The organism is Alphaproteobacteria bacterium (genome assembly GCA_019635875.1).
Taxonomy (GTDB): Bacteria; Pseudomonadota; Alphaproteobacteria; order Reyranellales; family Reyranellaceae; genus JAFAZJ01.
Genome location: JAHBYP010000002.1, coordinates 220,451 through 242,095 on the forward strand (window position 1 = coordinate 220,451; position 21,645 = coordinate 242,095).

Here is a 21,645-nt window from a genome sequence, read left to right on the forward strand (position 1 = left end):
TCACCGCAAGCCCGGATAATCCGCCGGCGAGACGAAGGGCGTGAAGGCCGCCAGGTGGCGCGTCTCGCGCCAGTGGTTCAGCGCCCAGGTGACGCTGGGGAAGGCCAGCTCCTTCCACGGGATCTCGTCCCAGGCGAAGAGCGCGACCTCCAGGCTCTCGATGCCCGGCGCGACATCGGGCGAGACCAGCCTGGCACGATACATCATCTGCACCTGGCCGATGCGCGGGATGCTGTAGACGCCGATCAGCGCGTCGATCTCGATCTTCGCGCAGGCCTCCTCCCACGCCTCGCGCTGGGCGCCCTCCTCGGTGGTCTCCTTCAGCTCCATGAAGCCGGCCGGCAGGGTCCAGTAGCCCTTGCGCGGATGGATCGCGCGGCGCGCCATCAGGATGCGGTCCTCCCACAGGCAGACCGCGCCGACGACGATCTTGGGATTCTCGTAGGAGACGAAGCCGCAATCGTCGCAGACGAGGCGCTCGTGGGTGTCGCCGTCGGGCACGCGTCGCCGGAAATTGTCGGGCGGCGCCCAGGCCGGGCGCGGCGGCTTGCTGTCGGAAGTCTCGGACATGGCCCGATCATCGGACCGGGTCGGCATGCTTGTCCAGCCGCGCCGGACCTGCACTACCTCCGGTCCAGCGCCTCGCGGATGCGCTCGGCGAGCTCGCGCAGGCGGTAGGGCTTGCCGAGCAGCGGCGCGTCGAGCTCCAGCCGTCCAGCGCGCGCCACCGCGTCGGCACTGTAGCCGGTGGTGAACAGCGTGCGGATGCCGGGCCGCAGGCGACGGGCCTGCTCGGCCAGCTCGCGGCCGCCGATGCCGCCGGGCATCACCATGTCGGTGAACAGCAGGTCGACGGGCTCCTCGCCGGCAAGCAGCGCGAGCGCCTGGCGGCCGTCCGACGCCGGCGTCACGCGATAGCCGAGCTGGCGCAGCTGCGTCACGACATGGCCGCGCACGAGATCGTCGTCCTCGACCAGCAGGATCGTCTCGCCGCGCGCCGTCGAGAGCGGTGCCTGCGTCTCGCCGTTGCCCGGCGCGCCGTCGGCGTCGCTGGCGCGCGGCAGGTACATGCGCACCGTCGTGCCCTCGCCCGCCTCGCTGTGGATCGTGACGTGGCCGCCGGATTGCTGGACGAAGCCGTAGACCATGCTCAGGCCGAGCCCGGTGCCCTTGCCGACATCCTTGGTGGTGAAGAACGGCTCGAAGGCGTGCGCCAGCGTCTGCGGCGTCATGCCGGTGCCGGTGTCGGAGATCGACACGACGACGTAGTCGCCGATCGCCACGTCGTGGCGGCCGGTGGCGTAGCTGGCGTCGACGATGGCGTTGCCGGTGGCGATGGTCAGGCGGCCACCGCCGGGCATGGCGTCGCGCGCGTTGATCGCCAGGTTGAGGATCGCCGTCTCGAGCTGCCCCGGATCGATGCTCACCGGCCACAGATCCGCCGCGCGCGCCAGCACGACCTCGACCTGCTCGCCGAGCGAGCGCCTGAGCAGCCCCTCCATGCGGCCGATGAAGCCGTTGACGTCGAGCTGCTTGGGCCGCAGCGGCTGGCGCCGCGCGAAGGCGAGCAGGCGGTTGGTGAGCTCGGCCGAGCCTTCGGCGGCGCGCAGCATCAGCTCCAGCGTCTCGCGCGCGTCGGCCTCGAGCGAGCGCTGCTCGAGCAGCGCCTCGGCGTTGCCGATGATCACCGTCAGCATGTTGTTGATGTCGTGCGCGACGCCGCCGGTGAGCTGGCCGATCGCGTCCATCTTCTGCGACTGGCGCAGCTGCTCCTCGACCGCCTTGCGCGCCGTGATGTCGAGCCGCAGGCTGATGGTGCCGCCGTCGGAGGTGCGCCGCTCGAGCAGCTGGAACCAGCGGCCGTCGCGCCACTGGACCTCGACGTTCGTGTCGCCGCGGCGGAACTGGGCGAGGCGCTCGCGCAGCCATTCCTCGCGCCGGCCGACCGCGGCGACGTCGAGCTCCTGCTCGGCGGCGAGGCGCGCCATCGATTCGAAGGTGTCGCCGATCGGCGGCGGCGGCAGCTCGATCTGGCTGGTGCCCCAGCGCACGCCGTTGCTCAGCACCAGCCGCTCGTCGCGGTCGAACAGCCGGAAGCTGCCGGGAAACGCCCGGATGGCGTCGTCGAGCCGCTGCCGCGTGACGTTGCGCTCGGTCACGTCCTGGGCCAGCCCCAGCATCGCCGGCCGGCCGTCGAAGGTGATGGGCGTCACAACGGCCTCGACCTCGAAGACCGAGCCGTCCTTGCGCCAGTGGCGCATGCGGTGCTCGCCGATTTGCCGCGGCACCGTCGCGCGCAACCGCGAGACCTCCTGCGGCGGGCGGATGTCGGCCAGCGTCATGCCCAGGAACTCCTCGCGCGTCCAGCCGTACTGGCGCACGGCGGCGGCGTTCACGGCGAGGAAGCGCAGGCTCTGCGGATCGTGCACGGCCATGGCGTGCGGATTGGCGTCGAACAGCAGGCGGTAGCGCGCCTCGCTCTGCTGCCGGCGTCCCCATTCGCGCCACAGCACGACTGCCATCGCACCCAGCGCCGCCGACGCCGCCAGCCAGCCGATCACGACGATGAACACCGTGCGATGCCAGCCGGCGAGCACATGATCGACCGTGTGGCCGACGACGATCACCAGGTCGGGGAACTCGCTCACCGCGTGATAGCCCAGCAGGCGCGCACGGCCGTCGACCGCGGCCTCGACCCGGAAGGTGCCGACCGGGCTGGCCGGCAGAAGCCGGGTGAAGAGCATGCCCTCGGCGAAGGAGCGGCCCATGGCGGCGTCATCGTGCGGGCTGCGCGTCAGCAGGATGCCGTCGCGCCGCAGCAGCGCGACGCTCCGATCGCGATCGGCTTCGCCCAGCGACCAGGTCCGGTCGAAGTAGCGCGGATCGAGATTGACGACGATCACGCCGGCGAACGAGCCGTCCGGCCGCAGCCAGGCCTTGGCGACCGGGATCAGCCACTCGTTGCTCGCGCGGCTGCGCACCGGCGCAAAGATCTCCAGGCCGGACTGTGGGTTGGCCTGGTAATGACGGAAATACGGGCGATCGGCGTGATCGGTGACGAAGTCGCCACCGGCGCCGTGGATCACCTTGCCGGCGGAATCGAGCACCCAGATCGAGCGTATGAAGGGACGGCTGGCAAGGCTTTCGCGAAGCCGGTTGCTGAAGGCGGGCTCGGTGACCGGGATCGGCGCGTTCAGCCGCGCCTCGATGATCTGCGCCGTCGTGGCGGTCGTCTGGATCGTGCGACTGGTCTGCTCGTTGGCCAGCCGCGCGAAGGAGCCGATCAGCTGCTCGCCCGATTCCATTGCCTGCCGATGCAGCTGGACAAGCAGCGCCAGCAGGATCAGCCCCGAGATCAGCACATAGGTCAGCGGCAGCCACAGGATCAGCCTGCGGCCGATGCGGCCATCGTTGGACGGGGTACCCTGTGCGGGCATGCGCGGCGAGCATCCGGAAAGGCGCGCGCCGGACGGTCCGGCGCACGCGCGGATGATTACAGTCAAACTGCGAGCTGCGGAGGAGGATGCATCCAGAGTGGATCGGATTCCGCGGGTGCCGCGCGAATCAGTGAACGCGCTCAGCGCCCCTGCGGCGCGAAGCGCCAGATCGTGCCGCCGACGTCGTCGCTCAGGAACAGCGCTCCGTCCGGCGCGACGGCGACGCCCGCCGGCTTGCCCCAGATCGTCGCCCGCTCGCTGCCCGAGACCCAGAAGCCGCTGGCGAAGACCTCGTAGTCGCCCGCCGGCTTCTCGATGCCGGTGCGCGCATCCTTCACGAAGGGCGCGAAGGCGAGCAGATAGCCGCGTGGCTTGTCGGCGTTCCACGAGCCCTGCAGGGCCATGAAGGCGCCGCCGCGATAACGCTCGGGAAACAGCGTGCCGTCGTAGAAGGCGAGATGGATCGGCGCCGAGTGCGAGCGGATCAGCAGCTGCGGCATCACGCTCCTGGCCACCAGGTCGGGGCGCTTCTCGGCCAGGCCCGGCTGCGGCCGGCCGCCGACATAGGCGTAGGGCCAGCCGTGGAAGGAATTGCGCTCGACCAAGGTGAGGTAATCCGGCACCAGCTCGTCGCCCAGCCCGTCGCGCTCGTTGACGGCGGCGTAGAGCCGCGGCGTGCCGGGATAGAAGGCGATGCCGATGGCGTTGCGCAGGCCGCTGGCGAAGGTCGCCTGGCCCGAGCCGTCGCGGCGGAATTCCTGGATCGTGGCGCGCGGCGAGGGCTCCTCGCCGATATTGCCGCGCGAGCCGACGCTGACATAGAAGCGTTCGCCGTCGGGATGGAAAGCGAGGCTGCGCGTCCAGTGGCCGGTGCCCGGGCCGAGCGCGCCCTGTGGCGTCAGCCGCACCGGCTTGCCGCGCGCCTTCAGGTCGCCGGGCTGGTAGTCCAGCCGCCAGACGCCCGCGGTATCGGCGACGTAGAGACCCTCGGGCCGGATCGCCAGGCCGAAGGGCCGCTCGAAGCCCTCGACCAGGATCGAGCGCTGCTCGGCGCGCCCGTCGCGATCGGCGTCGCGCAGGACGCCGATATGGCCGGCGCTCGAATCGGCGATCAGCGCGTCGCCGTTGGCGGCAAAGACGATGGTGCGCGCATTGCCGACATTGTCGGCCCACAGCTGGGCGGTGAAGCCCTGCGGCACGCGCAGCGTGGCGTTGGCCGGGCGGCGGATGCGATCGGCCGGATTGGCGACGCTGGGACTGGCGAACGGCGCCGGCATGCTCGCCGCCTCGATGCGGATGCGCGTGCCCGGCGCCAGGTTGCGCTCCTCCTGCGCGTACGCCGCCGTACCGAGGAGCGCGACGACGAGAGCCGTCATGGCAGTTCCCTTCCCCCGGAGGGGGAAGGTGCCCGAAGGGCGGAAGGGGGATGTCGAAGACGGATTCGGAAGTCGTTGCGACATCCCCCTTCCGTCAGCGCTTCGCGCTGCCACCTTCCCCCTCCGGGGGACGGGAAGAAAAGCCGCCATCGTCGCCTCCCGGCGCGCGGGCTCAGGCCGCGCGGATCAGCGCGGCGACGCCCGGCAGTTCCTTGCCTTCCATCCATTCGAGGAAGGCGCCGCCCGCTGTCGAGATATAGGTGAATTTCTCCTCGACGCCAGCATGGGCGAGCGCGGCGACAGTATCGCCGCCGCCGGCGACCGAGAGCAGCCTGCCCGCCTCGGTGAGCGCGGCCGCCTCGCGCGCCACCGCCGTCGTGCCGGCATCGAACGGCGCGATCTCGAAGGCGCCCAGCGGACCGTTCCACACCAGGGTCGCGCATTGCGCCAGCTCGGCCTTCAGCGCCTCGACCGAGCGCGGGCCGATGTCGAGGATCATCATGTCCTCGGGCACCGCGGCGATGTCGACGACGCGGCTGGCGGCGCCGGCCTTGAACTCGGCGGCGACCGCGGCGTCGAGCGGCAGCACGATCCGGCAATTCGCCTTCTGCGCCTTCGCCAGGATGTCGCGCGCGGTGTCGGCGAGGTCCTTCTCGCACAGCGACCTGCCGACGGCGATGCCTTGCGCGAACAGGAAGGTGTTGGCCATGCCGCCGCCGATCACCAGGCGGTCGACGCGGCCCACGAGGTTGCCCAGCAGCTCGAGCTTGCTCGACACCTTGGCGCCGCCGACCAGCGCCGCCACCGGCCGCTTCGGCTTGCCCAGCGCCTTGTCGAGCGCCTCGAGCTCGGCCTGCATCAGCCGGCCGGCGATCGCCGGCAGGCGGTTGGCCAGGCCCTCGGTCGAGGCATGCGCGCGATGGGCGGCGGAGAAGGCGTCGTTGACATAGACGTCGCCCAGCACCGCGAGCTGGTCGACGAAGCCGGGCTCGTTCTTCTCCTCCGCCTTGTGGAAGCGCAGATTCTCCAGCAGCACGATGTCGCCGGCCTTCATCAGCCCGACGGCCTGCTGCGCCTTGCCGCCCACGCAATCCTCGACGAAGCCGACCGGCCGCTTGAGCGTCGCGGCCAGCGGCTCGACCAGCGGGCGCAGCGACATCTCGGGCACCGGCTTGCCGCCCGGCCGGCCGAAATGGCTCAGCACCACGACCTTTGCGCCCTTGTCGGCGAGCTCGGCGATGGTCGGCGCGACGCGCTCGATACGCGTCATGTCGGTGACGCGCCCGTTCTCCATCGGCACGTTGAGATCGACCCGGATCAGCACGCGCTGGCCGCCGACCCTGGCATCGTCGAGAGTCCTGAAATCGGGCATTGGGAATCCTGCTGCCGAGAAACTGTCATCCCGAGCACAGCGAGGGATCCAGGTGCAGACTAGATCCCTCGCTGCGCTCGGGATGACAGGGGAATTTGCTCTAGCCACCACGCCGACGCCACGCAAGGTCTCCCTTCTCCCCGCGAAGGCGGGGAGAAGGTGCCGAGCGTCAGCGAGGCGGATGAGGGGCTTCCTCGCGCAACGACAAGCAGCGTCGCCGTAGAGACTCCGCGAAGCCCCTCATCCGCCCTTCGGGCACCTTCTCCCCGCCTTCGCGGGGAGAAGGATCTATGCGGCGCGCTTGCGGATCACGAACACCAGGGTCTCGCCCTCGTTGCCGGTCGCGACCAGTTCGTGACCGGTCTGGCGGCAATAGGCGGGGAAGTCCTGCGCCGCCGCCGGATCGGTCGCCAGCACCTTCAGCGTCTGCCCGGGCGCCAGCGCGCGCAGCGCGCGATTGGCGCGCAGCACCGGCAGCGGACAGAGCAGCCCGCTGCCGTCATAGGTCTGGTCGGCATCGAGTGTCGCGGTCATGCCGGCGATCCTAGAGCAGGTTGCCTACCGGCTGAAGGCGTTCGGCTCCACCCTTCCCCCGGAGGGGGAAGGTGCCCGTAGGGCGGAAGGGGGATGTCGAAGGCGGACAGCGAGTGTGTTGAGGCATCCCCCATCCGGCGCTGCGCGCCACCTTCCCCCTCCGGGGGAAGGTAGAACGAATCCCCTCTTCAACGCGCTTGCATGCCGGAGGCGGCGCGGATGGCGCGCACGATGCGCGCGTAGCCGGCGGCGGTGAAATGCACCTGGTCGACGGTGCGATCGTCCTCGACGCAGGCGCCATCGCGTTCGGTCAGCGCCCGCATCGAGATCCAGCGCAGGTTCGCCTTGCCGAGCCCGACCACGGCGTCGCGCTGCACTTCGCTCATCTCGCGCAGATGGCCGTCGTCGATCACCGGATGGCCGGGCAGGATGCAGGGCGGGCCGACCCACACCACCTCGCGCGCGCGCTCGGCGAGCCTGCGGGCGATCTCGCGCACGCGATAACCGTAGTTGGCGGCGCCCTCGGGGCCGGTCTCGACCGAATCGTTGGTGCCCAGCACCAGCACGACGCGCGCGCCGCGATCGACATGGGGCACGTTTTCCCAGCGGTAGCGCGCGCTGCCGCCAATCATCGCCACGGTCTTGTCGGCACGCATCAGCGGCGCCATGCCGACGGCGAAGCTGTCGCCCATCAGGAAGGTGCGCACGCCGCCCTCGGCCAGCGCCGGCCCGCCCGCGACTAGGGTGACGCACAACGCCAGCGCGATCGCCGCGCAGGGCGCGCGACGCCGGACTACCTCACTACCGAACACAAAGCTGCTCCCGGAAAAACCGCCGGGAGTCGTCCGACAGTCCCACACTGCGCACCAGCATCAGCCGAGCAGGGCTGGCGCGTCAGGCGCGCATGTCAGATGCCTGAGCGGCGGGCGCAGGGGCAGAATCACTCTGTCATTCCGAGCGCAGCGAGGAATCCAGGCATCGCCGCTGAATCCCTCGCTGCGCTCGGAATGACAGAGTGTCTCGGGCGCGGACTTTGCTCTACACGCGCTCCAGCCCGCACCACTCGGCGATGAACAGCGCCGTCGCCTGGGTGATGCGGCGGATCGACTCGAGCTCGACGCGCTCGTCGAAGCCGTGGATGTCGTCCGACTTCGGCCCGTAGACCAGCGCCGGGATGCCGGCGTAGAGGCCGAAGAAGCGGTTGTCGGCGGTGCCGGTCGAGGTCTTGTCGAGCAGCGCCTCGCCGAACACCGCCTGGTGCGCGCCGGCCAGCACGTCGCGCACCGCCTCGTGGTTCTTCAGCACGAAGGGCTCGGCCTGGAAGCCTTCCCAGGTCACCGTCGGCGGCGAGTTGCCGAGGAAGGGATCGCGCGCGGCGGCCTGGCGGACGCAATCCTCGATCTCGCGCCGGCCCTGCTCGAGCGTCATCGACGGCAGCACGCCCACGCGCATGTCGAAGGTGCACCACGCCGGCACCGAGCTCGCCCAGTCGCCGCCGGCGATCTTGCCGACGTTGAAGTTCACCGGGTGATGGTGATCGCAGAAATGCCTGTCGTCCTTCTTGGCCGCGTTCCACTTCTTCTCCAGCTCGCGCAGCGCCTGGATCAGGCGATAGGCCGACTCGATGGCGTTCGATCCGGCATCGGCCTTGTAGACATGCACGGGGTGGCCGGTGACCTTGACCTGGAACCACATCACGCCGACCTGGGCCACGGTCAGCACGTGGCTCGACGGCTCGGGGATCAGGGCTGCGTCGGCGCGATAGCCGCGCTGCAGGCAGGCGAGCGCGCCGTTGCCGGTGCACTCCTCCTCGACCACCGACTGCATGTAGACGTCGGCCGCCGGGCGCCAGCCGATTCGCTTCAGTGCGAGCAGGGCGTAGTGGTTGAGGATCAGACCGGCCTTCATGTCGCCCGAGCCGCGGCCGTAGAGCCAGCCATCCTTGATGCGCGGCTCGAAGGGCGGCGCGGTCCACATCTCGTGCGGCCCCTCGGGCACCACGTCGATATGGCCGTTGAGGATCAGCGAGCGGCCCTTGGGATGGGTGGGACGCCAGGCGCCGACGACGTTCCAGGCATCGTCGTAATCCTGGTGCTTGGGCGAGAAGCCCGGCATGTGGCGGATGTCGTCGATATGCACCTGCCAGCGATCGACCGACAGCTTCTCGTCGCGGAACAGGCGCGCCATCATGTCCTGCGCCGGCGCTTCCCTGTAGCGCGTCGAGGGGATCTTCACGAGATCGGCCAGCACCGAGGTCTGCTCGTCGGCCTTCTCGTCGACGGCGTTCATGATCTGCGTGGTGAGCGAGGCGTCGAGCATGGTGTGCGTCCTGTGATCGGGCTGGCGCGGCGGTGTCTCGACCATCGCAAGCCGCATGCCGCAGCGTCAACCCGACGGCGGGCGTCTGGCCGACGAGAGTCCGACCGCCAGCGCGGCGATGCCCATCAGGCCGGTGACGAGGATCAAGGCCACGGACAGGGAAACCGCGGTCAGCATCGCGCTGGCGAAGATGACGCCGATGGCGTTCGCGGTGCGCAGCAGGGCGAAGACTTCCGGTCGCCGCTGCGCCGGCGCCAGCGTGTCGAGGACGAGCGAGTAGTATGTCGCCAGCGGCGCCAGGTTGGCGCCGACAAGGACGGTGCCGAGAATTGTCGTCGTGATCGACAGGTCGAGCGCGACGAGGGCGGATCCCAGCGTCATGACGAGGAGATGGGCCAGCACGGCCGTGCGCGTCGCCATGCGGTTGCGCACGCTGACCCAAATCCCGCCGGCGACCGACGCCACACAAAGGGGAATGGTGAAGGCGATGGCCAGCGCCGGCTCGTAGCCGAAGCTCAGCGCCAGCGCCACGGCGCCGACCTCGATGGAGGCGACCGTGGCGCCGCCCGACGCGGCGCACAGAAGCCACAGCAGGATCGGCCGGCTGAGGACCGAGCCCTCGGCGCGGTGCAGGCCCTCGATGGGGGCCGGGCCGGTGTGCGGCACCAGCAACGCCGGAACGGCGCCCACGGCCGCGAGCGCCAGCACGCCGAGGACCGGCGAGACGGTGCCCAGGCCGGAAGCCGCCACGGGCGCCAGCACGAAGGTCAGCTCGTTGAGCGTCGCCGCCATGCCGAGGGCGCGGGGAAACTGCGAGACGGGCGCCAGGTGGTTGAGCAGGGAACGCAGGTAGCCGAAGGCCGCGCCGTTGACCGATCCGGCGATCGCCGCCGCCAGCAGAAGCCAGGCGAAGGCCGCTTGGTATGCCGTGAGCACGGCGATGGACGCCAGCGCCGCCGTGCGAACGACCACCAGCAGCCGCAGGTAGGTCGCCAGCGGCAGGGTCCCGCCGAGCCTGGCGACGGGGATGGCGCCGACCACCTGCGCCAGGGTCATCACCAGCATCAGGGCGGCGCCGCCCCTGGTGTCGCCGGTGAGGCTCAGGGCGACGAAGGCGAACGCGATCGGCCCCGCCGCCTGCGGCACGGCGAACGTGGCGGACGAGACGAGCCAGCGCAGCAGCTTCCATCGGTCGGCGGGCATTCTTGGCGAGTGATACACGCGAGGGAAGCTAGAGCACCATCCGGCTGAGTCGAGTCGCCGCTGTCATCCCGAGCGTAGCGAGGGATCTATGCGTCTTGCTCACACCCTCGCTATGCTCGGGATGACAGGTTTGCTCGATCTATCGGACGTCGCTTTGACAAAGTTAAAGCCCCGCCAGCTCGGCCATCGCCGCACGCTGGATCTCGACGGCGCGCGGGTAGCAGAGGTCGATATCGGGGCCCTTTACCGCTGACATGAAATGCACGAGGTCTCTCTGCTCACCTCCACATGCGCCGCCAGCGTAGGAGCTCGGGAGGACGCGACGGTGCACCGCTGGGCGCGAAACTCATGTCGTCACGACGACTTTTCGTTGCAACGTCTGCCTCGCAATATTATAAGTGAGCAATCAACTTTTAGTGTTGCGCGACTCCACATACTGGAGGTCCATCATGCCTGCCGACACGCAAGCGTCTGATTGGAAAGTCCGTTGGAAGCATAACGTGGAAGTCCTAGGAGTCGTCCATCAGGTCTTCAGGTTCGGAAGTAAGGTAGCGAACGAAGAACGAGACCTCGCGTTTTTCGGCTATGGGCAACGGGTGGGCGCCAGCGCCGGGTCCGACGCCGCTTGGCTGTGGACCAGCCTGAGGTGTGAAACATCCTTCAGCATCAATGATCTCCATGGACGGAAAGGGGAGCTCATGGGGATGACGCTAGGCGGCATTGTCTTCCAGGCCGGGGTACTGCTCATTTCCGCCGAGAACCTGTTCAAGCGAACGCAGCTGAGACACTTTGGGCTCGGCGTTGGAGGAGCTGCCTTTCATGCGTATGGGAGATGGATCAAATAGATCGCGCAAGATCCGAAGATCCGTGTCCGAAGGTCCGTGTCAGGCTTGCGTTATTGCATTATATTCAGAAGCACTCTCCTCGCCTTCGCCAGTCACTGCACCAGACCACGATCCGTTGCAACGACGAATAACGCAATAACGCAAGCCTGACACCATTGTCCCTACAAGCCTGACACCATTGTCCCTATCCAGAAACGCGCGCCTTGAATTCGCTGGTCGCTGCGCCAGACCACGATCCGTTGCAATGACGAATAACGCAATAACGCAAGCCTGACACCCTTTCGTCGGACGAATAACGCAATAACGCAAGCCTGACACCATTGGATCCGATCCGTTGCAACGACGAATAACGCAATACCGCAAGCCTGACACCCTTTGCAAGCCTGACACCCTTTGCGCCTCATCCGGCCGAGTCGGGGCGCCGCTGTCATCCCGAGCGGAGCGAGGATCCATGCGTCTTGCCTGGATCCCTCGCTGCGCTCCGGGTGACAGGTGTGCTCGATTGATCGGACGTCGCTTTGGCAAGGTCAAAGCCCCGCCAGCCCGGCCAGCGCCGCGCGCTGGATCTCGACCGCGCGCGGGTAGCAGAGGTCGCGCCAGTCGGCGCTGTCGGGATAGAAGGCGTCGCGCACCTGGCGGCGGATCTCCTCGCCCTGCTTGGAGCGCGGATCGCCGTGCAGGTGCAGCCAGTTGTCGGCGAACAGGGCGGCGTTGACCTCGGTGGCCGAGAGCGTGCCGACCTCGATCGCCGAGGCGACCACGGTGGCCTCGGGCAGGATCTGCGGAAAGGCCATGCGCAGATTGCCCTCGATCACCGGCGATTGCGATTCGCCCGATTGCGGCGAGGTCACCGCCTCGCCGAACCACTGGCGCGCCAGCCTCAGCGCCGCGCTGCCCGGCGCGTGGCGGCAGATCAGCTCGGAATAGCCGAAGGGGCCCAGCCCGGTGTGCAGGTCGAGCACGCAGACGGCGTCGGCCTCGGCGAGGAAGTGCGGCACGATCTCGAAGATGGTGCGGTTCGACCACGACGGGCCGGTGCCGCCGTAGAACACGCCGTTGGGATGGGTGTGCTGGCCCGCCGCGATGGCGGCGTTGAGGGCGGCCATGCCGTTGGCGGCGGCGAAGTCGCGCAGCCGCTTGTTGAGGTCGCCGCGCACCTTGTCGTTCCACTCGCGCGGCTCGAGGTAGGCTGCGATGTCGAGATAGCCCTTGTTGGGCGGCAGCTTGGCGTGGAAGTCGCGGAAATTGCGGTTGATGTCGATGTTGTCCTCGTTGACCCGGCGCAGCCACGAGAAGCCCCAGGGATTCGTCGCATGCACCAGCAGTGCCGCGACGCCCGGCGGCAGCTCGCGATGCAGCCCGTCGCGCAGGAAGCCGGTCTGCACGCCGCTGCCGTAGAGGCCCTCGACGCCATGCGTGCCGCTGCACAGCACCAGTATCCTGGACGAATCGCGCGGGCCGACCCAGGCGGCGTCGGTCGCCAGCTCCTCGCCGTCGAAACCCTTCAGCGGATGCGGCCAGCTGGTGACCTCGACGTTCTGCTCGGCGCAGGCGGCGCGGAACTTCGCGCGCGCGCTCCGGTAGTCGGGCGAGAAGTGATCGTGATGCGACATCGACACCTGCCGAACGCTGAAGCGGGCAACCGGGACAGCTTAGAGGTCGCGCTCCCAGCGGTCGAGGTCGGCCAGCACCTCTTCGGTGTCGGCGCCCACCGCCGGTGCCGGCCGGCGGAAGGTGCCGGGCGTGCGCGACAGGCGCGGCACGACGTTGTGCATCGGCAGGCTGCCGAGATCGGCATCGTCGGCCGCGACGATCGCCTCGCGTCCCACAGGATAGGGATGCACCAGCAGATCCTCCATGGCGCAGACCGGACCGACGGTGACGCCGGCGGCCTCGAACAGCGCCAGGTTCTCCTCCTGCGTGCGCGCGCCGATGAAGCCGCCGATGATCGCGTCGAGTTCGTCGCGATGACGAACACGCGCATCGTTGGTGGCGAAGCGCGGATCGGCGACCAGCTCGGGCCGGCCGATGCTGCGCAGGATGCGCTCGGCCATCGCCTGCATCGAGCCCGAGAGCGCGACGTACCTGCCGTCGGCGCAGAGGTAGAGATTGCGCGGCGCGGTGTGGCTGGCGGTGTTGCCGGCGCGCATCGCGCCCTTGCCCTCGATGCTGGCGACGCCAGCCTCCGAGGCGACGGCCGAGAAGATCGGCTCGAACAGCGACAGGTCGATCACCTGGCCCTCGCCGCCCTTGACCTCGACCTCGCGCAAGGCGGTCATCACCGCGAAGGCGCCGGTCTGGCCGGCGATCATGTCGGCCAGCGCCAGCGGCGGCACCGCCGGCGGCTTGTCGGCGAAGCCGTTCATGTGGGCGAAGCCCGACATCGCCTCGACCAGGGTGCCGAAGCCCGGCTTGTCCTTCCACGGCCCGGTCTGGCCCCAGCCCGAGACGCGCACGACGATCAGCCTGCGGTTCATCGCCAGCAGCATTTCGGGGCCCAGTCCCATCTTCTCCATCGTGCCGGGCACGAAGTTCTCGACCAGCACATGCGCCTGTTTGATCAGCCGCTCGAGGATGGCGCGGCCCCCGGCGTCCTTGATGTCGAGCGCGATCGAGCGCTTGTTGCGCGAGTAGGTCTTCCAGAAGACGGAATGGCCGCGCACCCGCCAGTTGCGCAGATCGTCGCCGGCGCCGGGCCGCTCGACCTTGATGACGTCGGCGCCGAAATCGGCCAGCGCGTGGGTGACGATGTTGCCCGCCACCAGCCGCGACATGTCGATCACCCGCACGCCGTCGAGCGGCCCCGACGCGCGCGGGTCGAAGGATTTGCGGGCGATACGCGGCACATCGGCCATGGCTGTCACACGGAAAGTTGCAGGCGATCGACGAAGGCGCGCGGCGACATGACCTCGACCTCGCGCCGTGAAGCTGCGGGAAAATGTCTGAGATTGCCCGTGATTAGGATCGCTCTCGCGGCGGCGGCGCAAGCGAGAAACTCACCGTCGGCCGGATCCGGCAGCGCCAACGGCCAAGGCGGGGCGATTGCCGGGGTTCCCGCGGTTTCGAGGATGTTCACAACGCGCTCGACGTCGGCCGGGTCGAGCGCAAGCCGCGGTCGAGCCAGCACTCCCCGGTACTCCGCCACGATGCGCGGCGTGTGCGCCACGTCCAAGCCGCGATCGATCACCAGCTCCAGGATCAGACCGGGAGGCCCCTGCGGCGACAGCATCGCCGACACGATGATGTTAGTGTCGAGGACAACTCGAATCAAGCGCGCCCGGTGCGCCGAGCGCGTACCGCGTTGGCCGCCCGTACGGCGGCTACCTCGGCGTCGATTTCCCGCATTGTCAGGCGATCGGTACCGTCCCGCGCGGCCTTGCGTCGGATCGCCTGGAGAGCACGCATCGCTCGGGCGCGTCTGATGTCCTCGGCCGTCTCGTCGACCGTCGCGGCATCGACGGGCACGAGAAGCGCGATGGGCTGGCCGTTCGCCGTCAGGATCGCCTCGCGTTCACCCGAAAGCGCCTGCCGAACCGCGCGCGGTCGGGAGCGAAAGTCTCGAATGGTGACCGTTTTCATGGGCGCAGGATATCCCTTGGGGTGACAATTGTCACCCCAAGGGTGCGCGTGCGATCAGCCCCAATGACCCTGGAAGTAGACCCAGCTGTTGCCGCGCTGCTCCCAGCGGGCCGGGACCCAGTAAGCCTCGCGGCGCGGGCGGTCGACATAGGCGCCCGGCACCCAGACATAGGTGACGCCGTCCCAGCGCCAGTAGCCCGGCATCCAGGTCGCCATGTCGCCGTGGCCCGGCGGGATCGGCGGGATGGCTTCGTAGATCGGCGGCGGCGGGGCGCGCGGGGCGATGACTTCGTTGACGGCGACCTTCTCGGCCGGCGGCTCGCCGGCGCAGGCCGCCAGCAGGCCGGCGAACGGCAGGGCCGCCCCGCCGATCACGATCCGGCGACGGCTATGGCTGACCATGGATCACCTCCAGTGCCGCCCGTTCGGGCGCACGGAAGCAACGCGCCGGGCGGCCGCCGGTGCCCCGCCCTATTCTGGACATTTCCGTGGCGTCACGGCGCCGGCGTGACGGAGGTGGCCAGCGTGAACTGGTCGGTGCGGCCGGCATAGGTGAAGCCGCGGCGCATCGCCCAGCCGGCCACCTCGAAGTACAGCGGCAGCACGGCGAAATCGTCGAGCGCCAGGCGCGCGGCGTCCTCGAGCAAGGTGGCGCGGCGCTCGGCGTCGATGGTGCGCAGCGCCTCGATCAGCAGCCCGTCGACGGCGGGATTGGAATAGCGGCCGCGATTGGTGCCGCCCAGGCCGCGCTCGCGGTCGGGCGTCGCCACCAGCGCGCGCAGCGGATCGCCGGCCTCGCCCGCCGCCGTGGCCCAGCCGGCGAGATAGGCGCTGTAGCGATGCGCGTCGCGGTTCTGGAAGAACGCCTGCGGCTGGCTGGCCTCGACCCGCGTCTTCACGCCGATTGCCGTCCAGCCCGCCGCCACCGCCTCGGCGACGCGCAGGTCGTTGACGTAGCGGCCGTTGGGCGCGCCCAGGATGATCGAGAAGCCATCGGGGTAGCCGGCCTCGCCGAGCAGGCGGCGGGCGCGCTCGAGGTCGGGCACGCCGACCACGGTGTCGCGCCGCGCGCCGGACATCGGCCACGGCAGCAGGTCGGCGGCGGCCACGGCGTCGCCCGCCATCACCTCTTGCACCAGCCGATCACGGTCGAGCGCCAGGCTGAGCGCCTGGCGCACCCGGCGATCCTTCAGCGGGTTCTTGCCGCCGGTGTCGGGAATGCCGGGCGACGGCTCGGCGTGATGGTCGAGATGCAGGTAGATCACCCGGTTCGACGTCGCGGTGACGATGCGCAGCCGCTCGTCGCGGCGCAGGCGCGGCAGATCCTGCGTCGGCACGTTCTCGACGACGTCGAGGTCGCCCGAATCGAGCGCGGCCAGCCGCGTCGTGGCGTCGGCGATCGGATAGAAGGCGACGTTGGCCCAGGCCGGCTTCGGGCCCCAGTAATCCTCATGGCGCGCCAGCACGAGCTGGCGGCCGCGATCCCAGGAGACGAAGCGGAACGGACCGGTGCCGACAAGGCCCTCGCCGCGATTGAGCTGCCCGGTCGTCTTGCCCTCCGGCGCCGGCCCCGACGCCGCCCGGCGCGACAGGATGAAGATGGCGCTGAGCTCGCGCGGCAGCAGCGGCGCGGGTGCCGCGGTGCGCAGGCGGACGGTCAGCGGATCGACGATCTCGACCTCGAGGATCTGGCGCGTGAAGTGCGTGAAGGGCGACGGCGCGTTGGGCACGCGCGGCACGCGATCGAGGCTGAACAGGACGTCGTCGGCGGTGAACGGCGAGCCGTCGTGGAAGCGCACGCCCTCGCGCAGCCGGAACTCCCAGGTCCGCTCGTCCAGCGCGCGCCAGCCGGTGGCCAGCGCCGGCACCAGCCGCTGGTGCTCGTCCTGCGCCACCAGCGCCTCGAAGAGGTGCCGGGCGATCTGGTTGTTGGCGGGGAAATTGTCGTAGTGCGGATCGAGCGAGGTGGCGTCGGCGGCGAGCCCGATGCGCAGGTCGCGCGCCGCCGCGCTGCCCACGGCGTACGTGAGCATCGCGCAGACAAGCGCCATCACCCGGATCAACACCGCCATCCGACACCCCGCGGGCGCAGACCATGGAAGAGCGACAGGGCCAACGCAAGCCATCAGCCCGGCCGGAAACGCTTTTCCATGAAGGAGCCGACGCCGATGACGATGGCGCCGAGCACCAGGGCGGTGCCGAAGCCGGCCATGAAGGCCCACGAGCCGTCGGGCACGCGCGTCGAATCGAAGCGCAGCCGCATGCCGTTCACTTCCGGCTTCGACGGCAGGTAGACCACCGCGATGCGCGCGTCGGGCCGGATGCCGTTGGGCGCATTGGCATCGCGCATCGCCTCGTACTGGCCGCGCGCAATGCTGTTGACCGAGACGCGCACCTGGTCGCTGCCGACGATGATGCGGCCGGCCTTGTCGGTGAAGCGGTAGGTGAAGTCGTAGCCGATGTCGCGCTTCTGCCAGCCCAGCGAGCCGGTGATCGACAGCGGCGTGGCCTCGACCTCGACGCCCTCGGTGCGGATGCGCTCCATCGCCGCCGCGCGCGAGTCGCTGAGCCAGGTCGAGAAGCCCCAGACGGCGGGCCAGCTCAGCAGCGCCGCCAGCAGGCCGAGCCGCGTGAAGCGGCGGATGGTCTGGCGGGTGAAGGTCATGGCCATGGACACGCTACTCGCACTCACGGTTTGGGCTGCTGCCAGCGCCGCTCGCGCGCCAGCCTGGCCTCGCGGCGGATGATGTAGATGGCCGAGGCGATGACGATGGCGGCGCCGACGAAGGTCCAGATCACCGGCATCTCCTGCCACAGCAGCCAGCCGACGAAGACGGCGAAGGGCAGGCGCAGATACTCGAACGGCGCCACCATCGACATCTCGCCGACGCGGAAGGCCTGGACCCAGAAATACTGCCCGACCGTGGCGGTGAGCGCGATGCCCACGGCGAGCAGCCAGCCCGCGAGATCGGGCCAGCGCCACACCCAGATCGCCGGGCCGGCCAACAGCACGGTCGAGAACAGCGCGAACATGGTGAGGATCATCATCGGCGATTCGGTGGCCGACAGCCGCTTGACCATCAGGATCGAGATCGCCACCAGGAGCGCGTTGGCCAGCGCGATCAGCGCGCCGGGCTGCAGCGAGCCCTCGCCCGGCCGCACCATGATCAGCACGCCGATGAAGCCGACGATGGTGGCGCTCCAGCGCCGCCAGCGCACCGTCTCGTGCAGCACCAGGGCGGCGATGACGACGGAAAACAGCGGCTGCGAGAAGGAGAGCGCCGTGGCGTCGGCCAGCGGCAAGAGCGCCACGGCGTAGAAGCCGCAGACCATCGAGGTGGTGCCGACCACGGTGCGCCAGAAGTGGCCGGCGATGCGCGGGCTCTTCCACGGCTGCACGCGACCCGAGGCCATGTGCGGGATCAGCAGGATGACGCCGATGATGGCGCGGAAGAAGGCGGTCTGGATGCTCTCGATCTGCTCCGACAGCAGGCGGATCATCGCGCTCGTGGTCGTGAAGATGAAGCCGCCGGCGATCAGCCACAACGCGCCCTGCACGTTGGGCGGCAGGCGCAGGAGCCAGGTCAGGATCGAGGGCACGTCAGATCACGCTGAAGCCAAGCGCCAACGGATCGCGGTCGTCGACGAAGATGGTGTTGATGCCGTGCTGGCGCGCCCAGCCGGCGATCGAGGGGATGATGGCGTCGTGGTTGCCGACCCGCGAAGCGGCCTCGACGCGGCCCTCGAAGAGCGTGCCGATGATGCTCTCGTGCACGAAGTCGTCGCCGACCTTCAGCCGGCCTTTGGCCACCAGGTGCGCCATGCGCGCCGAAGTGCCGGTGCCGCAGGGGCTGCGGTCGATCGCCTTGTCGCCGTAGAACACGGCGTTGCGCAGATGCGCCTTCGCTTCGCGCGCCTTGCCGGTCCACATCACGTGGCTCACCCCGCGGATGGTGGGATCCTCGGGGTGCACCGGATCGAGCTTCTCGCGCACGAGGTTGCGCACGATGGGCGAGAGCCGCAGCACGTCGCCGGCCGAGATCGACTCCAGCCCGGCGAAGTTCTTCTGCGGCTCGACGATGGCGTAGTAGTTGCCGCCGTACGAGACATCGACCACCAGCTCGCCCATATCAGGGACGTCGATGCGGATGTCGCTCGCCGCGAGGTAGGAGGCGACGTTGGTAATACGGACCGATTCGACAAAACGCCCCTCGCGCCGGTAGCGGGCCACGACGCGGCCGGCCGGCGCGTCGAGCGCCACCTCGCCCTCGCGCGCCGGAGAGACGAGCCCGTTCTCCAGCGCCATGGTGACGGTGCCGATGGTGCCGTGGCCGCACATCGGCAGGCAGCCCGAGGTCTCGATGAACAGGATGGCGATGTCGCAGTCGGCCCGCGTCGGCGCGTAGAGCATCGAGCCCGACATCACGTCGTGGCCGCGCGGCTCGAACATCAGGGCGCGCCGGATCCAGTCGAAGCGGGCGAGGAAGTCGGCGCGCCGCTCGCTCATCGTCGCGCCCCTGAGGATCGGCGCGCCGCCGGTCACCAGGCGGACCGGGTTGCCGCAGGTGTGGCCGTCGAGGCAGGTGAAGCTGTGCTGCATCATCGCGCCTTGAGCCGCTCAACCCATTGCTGGAGCGCGCGCGGATCGTCGAAGCGATGGACCGCCAGATGGCCGTAGCGCGGATCGGCGAGGTCGGCGGCGAAGCGGGCGCGGTTGGCGCGATGGGTGCGCAGGGCATAGCGCAGGATCGACTGGCGGCCGAGCGCGCCGCGCAGCGACTCGCGGTTGCCGGTGTTCCACAGCTCCTCGCGGGTGACCACGCGGCGGACGGTGCGCAGCGCCAGGCGGCGCAGCACCAGCGGCAGGTTGAAGTCGAGCCAGACCAGGGTGTCGGCCCGGCCCCAGACGAGATCGCGGACCTGGCCGTAATTGCCGGCGACGATCCAGCGCCCGCCCGAGGTTGCCGCGTCGACCCGCTGGCGGAAGAGCTCGGCCAGCACCGGCCGCCAGCCCGGGGTCCAGAACAGCGCGTCGAGCTCGACATGCTCGGCGTCGAGCAGCGGCGCCAGCCGTTCGGCCAGCCTGCTCTTGCCCGACCCGGTGGTGCCGACGATGGCGATGCGCTGCATGCGCGAAGACTGCCATATTGCGCTGCAGCATTCCAATCACCGGCTGAGGTTGGTCGGTCCGCCCTTGCAGGTGCCGCCGGTCGGGATGATCAGGTGCGGCAGCTTGCCGGCGACCTGGCGGCGGCCGAAGGTCGCCGAGCTCAGCCAGACGACGATGGTGCCGTCGGCGGCGACCGGGATGTCGAAGCGATGCACGATCGTAGTGCAGGTCAGCGCGATCTGGCCCTTCAGCCCGGCGACCTGCAGGCGGATCTTCCAGTCGCCGGCCTGGCCGGTCCAGACGCCGTCGAACTGGCCGGGCTGCGCCCAGGCCAGGCCGGGCAGCAGCAGCAGCGGCAGGGCGAGCAGCAGCCTCCTCATTCGGCCGCCATCTTGACGACGGGCCGGGTGCGCAAGGCCTCGGCCATGATCGCCTCGACCGCCGCCCGCTCGGCGCCCTCGAGCTTCAGGCGCGGCGGGCGGGTGACCTCCGAGCCGCGGCCCATGATCTGCTCGCAGAGCTTGATGCACTGAACCAGGTCGGGCCGCGCGTCGAGGTGCAACAGCGGCATGAACCATTCGTTGAGCGCGCGCGCCTCGTCGTAGCGGCCGGCGGCGGCCAGCGCGAACAGCCGGTTGCCCTCGGCGGGAAACGCGTTGGACATGCCCGAGACCCAGCCGACGCAGCCCAGCATCACCGATTCGACGATGACGTCGTCGAGGCCGCAGAACAGCACGAAGCGATCGCCCAGCGCGCGCTTCAGATCGGTGTAGCGCGCCGTGGCGCCCGAGCTTTCCTTGACGCAGACGATGCTCTCGCAATCGGCCAGCTGGATCAGCATGTCGGGCGTGACGTCGGTCTTGTAGATCGGCGGGTTGTTGTAGACCATGATCGGCAGGTCGCTGGCCTTCGCGACCTCGCGGAAATGATGCAGCGTCTCGCGCGGCTTGGCCGAGTAGACCATGGCCGGCATCACCATCAGCCCGTCGATGCCGATCTTCGCCGCGTCGCGCGCGTAGGCGCAGGCCATCGCCGTCGTGTACTCGGCGACACCGGAGATGATCGGCACGCGCCCGGCGACGACCTCCTTCGCCGCGGCCAGCACGGCGCGCTTCTCGTCGGGCTGCAGCGAGGTGTTCTCGCCCACCGTGCCGCACAGGATCAGGCCCGAGACGCCGTCGCGGATCAGCGCGTCGATGACCCGCTGGGTCGCCGCCAGGTCGAGGCTGAAATCGTCGCGGAACTGCGTGGTCACGGCGGGGAAGACGCCCCGCCAGCCGATGCTCGTCATGGCCGGCCTCCTGGAATTCGTGGCGCCGTCCAATCTAGAGCACCACGCCCTCGAATGGACACCCCTGTCATCCCGAGCGCAGCGAGGGATCTACGGCCAGCCTGGATCCCTCGCTGCGCTCGGGATGACAGGCGCTTGATTGTGCCGGCGGACGGGTGCAAAGTGAGTGCTCCGTTAGTTTTGGGGGTGTGCCCAATGAAGAAGACTCTGCTCGCCGCACTCGTGCTGGTCGCGGCGCAAATCCTGTCGATCGGCGCGGCGATGGCCGACACCATGACCTGGCGCTTCAAGAGCCATCACGCCAACATCGTCGACGTGCAGCTCTATGCCTCGGGGCGCAACATCGTCTGGCCGGGCAACGGCCGGGTCTGGTCGCTCAAGGACTACAACGCGCACAACGTCCGGATCTCCTGCATCAAGGGCGAGAAGGTCTGCTACGGCGCCTGGGTGCGCGGCACCGAGAGCTCCTACTGGGGCGGCGGTCGCAACAACCGCAAGAGCTGCAGCAGCTGCTGCTACATCTGCGGCAATATCCAGACACCGATCATCAACCTCAATCGCTGAGCCTCGTGTCGTCCT

The 21,645-nt window shown here is 69.4% G+C and carries 22 protein-coding genes; 2 read left to right on the top strand and 20 right to left on the bottom strand.

Annotation, left to right across the window (positions count from 1 at the left end; genetic code table 11):
* The 8 genes from KF889_07180 to KF889_07215 form a co-directional block, all read right to left on the bottom strand.
* Positions 1-570 (bottom strand): NUDIX hydrolase, encoded by a 570-nt coding sequence (locus tag KF889_07180; protein ID MBX3499212.1) that lies wholly within the window; start codon positions 568-570, stop codon positions 1-3.
* 53 nt (positions 571-623) lie between these two features.
* On the bottom strand, positions 624-3,437 hold the full coding sequence (locus KF889_07185; protein ID MBX3499213.1) for a PAS domain S-box protein: 2,814 nt from the start codon (positions 3,435-3,437) through the stop codon (positions 624-626).
* A gap of 140 nt (positions 3,438-3,577) precedes the next feature.
* Complete coding sequence (locus KF889_07190; GenBank protein MBX3499214.1) at positions 3,578-4,813, bottom strand: PQQ-dependent sugar dehydrogenase; 1,236 nt, start codon at positions 4,811-4,813, stop codon at positions 3,578-3,580.
* 172 nt (positions 4,814-4,985) lie between these two features.
* Positions 4,986-6,185 (bottom strand): phosphoglycerate kinase, encoded by a 1,200-nt coding sequence (locus KF889_07195; protein ID MBX3499215.1) that lies wholly within the window; start codon positions 6,183-6,185, stop codon positions 4,986-4,988.
* Positions 6,186-6,473: 288 nt separating this feature from the next.
* Positions 6,474-6,719, bottom strand: a complete 246-nt coding sequence (locus tag KF889_07200; GenBank protein MBX3499216.1) for a sulfurtransferase TusA family protein — start codon at positions 6,717-6,719, stop codon at positions 6,474-6,476.
* A gap of 188 nt (positions 6,720-6,907) precedes the next feature.
* Positions 6,908-7,531, bottom strand: a complete 624-nt coding sequence (locus KF889_07205) for an SGNH/GDSL hydrolase family protein (GenBank protein ID MBX3499217.1) — start codon at positions 7,529-7,531, stop codon at positions 6,908-6,910.
* Positions 7,532-7,757: 226 nt separating this feature from the next.
* On the bottom strand, positions 7,758-9,038 hold the full coding sequence (locus KF889_07210) for an ArgE/DapE family deacylase (protein MBX3499218.1): 1,281 nt from the start codon (positions 9,036-9,038) through the stop codon (positions 7,758-7,760).
* A 66-nt stretch (positions 9,039-9,104) separates the two neighbouring features.
* Entirely contained in the window at positions 9,105-10,241 is a 1,137-nt protein-coding gene (locus tag KF889_07215) for an MFS transporter (protein ID MBX3499219.1), read from the bottom strand.
* Positions 10,242-10,690: 449 nt separating this feature from the next.
* On the opposite strand from KF889_07215, the gene KF889_07220 reads away from it, so the two are divergent.
* Positions 10,691-11,086 carry a hypothetical protein gene (locus KF889_07220; protein MBX3499220.1) on the top strand — a complete coding sequence of 132 codons (396 nt, stop codon included), beginning with the start codon at positions 10,691-10,693 and terminating at the stop codon, positions 11,084-11,086.
* Positions 11,087-11,613: 527 nt separating this feature from the next.
* Here the strand turns inward: KF889_07220 and KF889_07225 are convergent.
* From KF889_07225 to KF889_07280, 12 genes are all read right to left on the bottom strand, one after another.
* The gene (locus tag KF889_07225; protein ID MBX3499221.1) at positions 11,614-12,699 is read right to left on the bottom strand and encodes a M14 family metallopeptidase; all 1,086 of its coding nucleotides are present in this window, start codon (positions 12,697-12,699) and stop codon (positions 11,614-11,616) included.
* A 39-nt stretch (positions 12,700-12,738) separates the two neighbouring features.
* Complete coding sequence (locus tag KF889_07230) at positions 12,739-13,941, bottom strand: CoA transferase (GenBank protein ID MBX3499222.1); 1,203 nt, start codon at positions 13,939-13,941, stop codon at positions 12,739-12,741.
* A 5-nt stretch (positions 13,942-13,946) separates the two neighbouring features.
* Complete coding sequence (locus KF889_07235) at positions 13,947-14,324, bottom strand: PIN domain-containing protein (protein MBX3499223.1); 378 nt, start codon at positions 14,322-14,324, stop codon at positions 13,947-13,949.
* 29 nt (positions 14,325-14,353) lie between these two features.
* Positions 14,354-14,665 (bottom strand): type II toxin-antitoxin system Phd/YefM family antitoxin, encoded by a 312-nt coding sequence (locus KF889_07240; protein MBX3499224.1) that lies wholly within the window; start codon positions 14,663-14,665, stop codon positions 14,354-14,356.
* 54 nt (positions 14,666-14,719) lie between these two features.
* Entirely contained in the window at positions 14,720-15,067 is a 348-nt protein-coding gene (locus tag KF889_07245; GenBank protein MBX3499225.1) for a YXWGXW repeat-containing protein, read from the bottom strand.
* 92 nt (positions 15,068-15,159) lie between these two features.
* The gene (locus KF889_07250) at positions 15,160-16,698 is read right to left on the bottom strand and encodes an ABC transporter substrate-binding protein (GenBank protein MBX3499226.1); all 1,539 of its coding nucleotides are present in this window, start codon (positions 16,696-16,698) and stop codon (positions 15,160-15,162) included.
* Positions 16,699-16,790: 92 nt separating this feature from the next.
* The gene (locus KF889_07255; GenBank protein MBX3499227.1) at positions 16,791-17,336 is read right to left on the bottom strand and encodes a hypothetical protein; all 546 of its coding nucleotides are present in this window, start codon (positions 17,334-17,336) and stop codon (positions 16,791-16,793) included.
* Between the two features lie 17 nt (positions 17,337-17,353).
* Positions 17,354-18,265 carry a DMT family transporter gene (locus KF889_07260; protein ID MBX3499228.1) on the bottom strand — a complete coding sequence of 304 codons (912 nt, stop codon included), beginning with the start codon at positions 18,263-18,265 and terminating at the stop codon, positions 17,354-17,356.
* Position 18,266: 1 nt separating this feature from the next.
* On the bottom strand, positions 18,267-19,268 hold the full coding sequence (locus KF889_07265; protein MBX3499229.1) for a 4-hydroxyproline epimerase: 1,002 nt from the start codon (positions 19,266-19,268) through the stop codon (positions 18,267-18,269).
* Positions 19,265-19,780 (bottom strand): adenylate kinase, encoded by a 516-nt coding sequence (locus tag KF889_07270; GenBank protein ID MBX3499230.1) that lies wholly within the window; start codon positions 19,778-19,780, stop codon positions 19,265-19,267. Before KF889_07270 ends, KF889_07265 begins: the two co-directional genes overlap by 4 nt.
* 51 nt (positions 19,781-19,831) lie before the next feature.
* Entirely contained in the window at positions 19,832-20,155 is a 324-nt protein-coding gene (locus KF889_07275; GenBank protein MBX3499231.1) for a hypothetical protein, read from the bottom strand.
* Positions 20,152-21,066, bottom strand: a complete 915-nt coding sequence (locus KF889_07280; protein MBX3499232.1) for a dihydrodipicolinate synthase family protein — start codon at positions 21,064-21,066, stop codon at positions 20,152-20,154. Before KF889_07280 ends, KF889_07275 begins: the two co-directional genes overlap by 4 nt.
* Positions 21,067-21,273: 207 nt before the next feature.
* Between KF889_07280 and KF889_07285 the strand changes: the two genes are divergently transcribed.
* A complete protein-coding gene (locus tag KF889_07285) occupies positions 21,274-21,630 on the top strand; it encodes a hypothetical protein (protein MBX3499233.1) in 357 nt (118 codons plus the stop codon).
* The last annotated feature ends 15 nt before the right edge of the window (positions 21,631-21,645 follow it).

Coding starts and splice junctions, on each gene's coding strand:
- KF889_07195 (MBX3499215.1), bottom strand. CDS start 6,185: ATGCCCGATTTCAGGACTCTCGACGATGCCAGGGTCGGCGGCCAGCGC.
- KF889_07190 (MBX3499214.1), bottom strand. CDS start 4,813: ATGACGGCTCTCGTCGTCGCGCTCCTCGGTACGGCGGCGTACGCGCAG.
- KF889_07255 (MBX3499227.1), bottom strand. CDS start 17,336: ATGGCCATGACCTTCACCCGCCAGACCATCCGCCGCTTCACGCGGCTC.
- KF889_07180 (MBX3499212.1), bottom strand. CDS start 570: ATGTCCGAGACTTCCGACAGCAAGCCGCCGCGCCCGGCCTGGGCGCCG.
- KF889_07185 (MBX3499213.1), bottom strand. CDS start 3,437: ATGCCCGCACAGGGTACCCCGTCCAACGATGGCCGCATCGGCCGCAGG.
- KF889_07280 (MBX3499232.1), bottom strand. CDS start 21,066: ATGACGAGCATCGGCTGGCGGGGCGTCTTCCCCGCCGTGACCACGCAG.
- KF889_07245 (MBX3499225.1), bottom strand. CDS start 15,067: ATGGTCAGCCATAGCCGTCGCCGGATCGTGATCGGCGGGGCGGCCCTG.
- KF889_07250 (MBX3499226.1), bottom strand. CDS start 16,698: ATGCTCACGTACGCCGTGGGCAGCGCGGCGGCGCGCGACCTGCGCATC.
- KF889_07215 (MBX3499219.1), bottom strand. CDS start 10,241: ATGCCCGCCGACCGATGGAAGCTGCTGCGCTGGCTCGTCTCGTCCGCC.
- KF889_07200 (MBX3499216.1), bottom strand. CDS start 6,719: ATGACCGCGACACTCGATGCCGACCAGACCTATGACGGCAGCGGGCTG.
- KF889_07230 (MBX3499222.1), bottom strand. CDS start 13,941: ATGGCCGATGTGCCGCGTATCGCCCGCAAATCCTTCGACCCGCGCGCG.
- KF889_07275 (MBX3499231.1), bottom strand. CDS start 20,155: ATGAGGAGGCTGCTGCTCGCCCTGCCGCTGCTGCTGCTGCCCGGCCTG.
- KF889_07240 (MBX3499224.1), bottom strand. CDS start 14,665: ATGAAAACGGTCACCATTCGAGACTTTCGCTCCCGACCGCGCGCGGTT.
- KF889_07265 (MBX3499229.1), bottom strand. CDS start 19,268: ATGATGCAGCACAGCTTCACCTGCCTCGACGGCCACACCTGCGGCAAC.
- KF889_07225 (MBX3499221.1), bottom strand. CDS start 12,699: ATGTCGCATCACGATCACTTCTCGCCCGACTACCGGAGCGCGCGCGCG.
- KF889_07210 (MBX3499218.1), bottom strand. CDS start 9,038: ATGCTCGACGCCTCGCTCACCACGCAGATCATGAACGCCGTCGACGAG.
- KF889_07220 (MBX3499220.1), top strand. CDS start 10,691: ATGCCTGCCGACACGCAAGCGTCTGATTGGAAAGTCCGTTGGAAGCAT.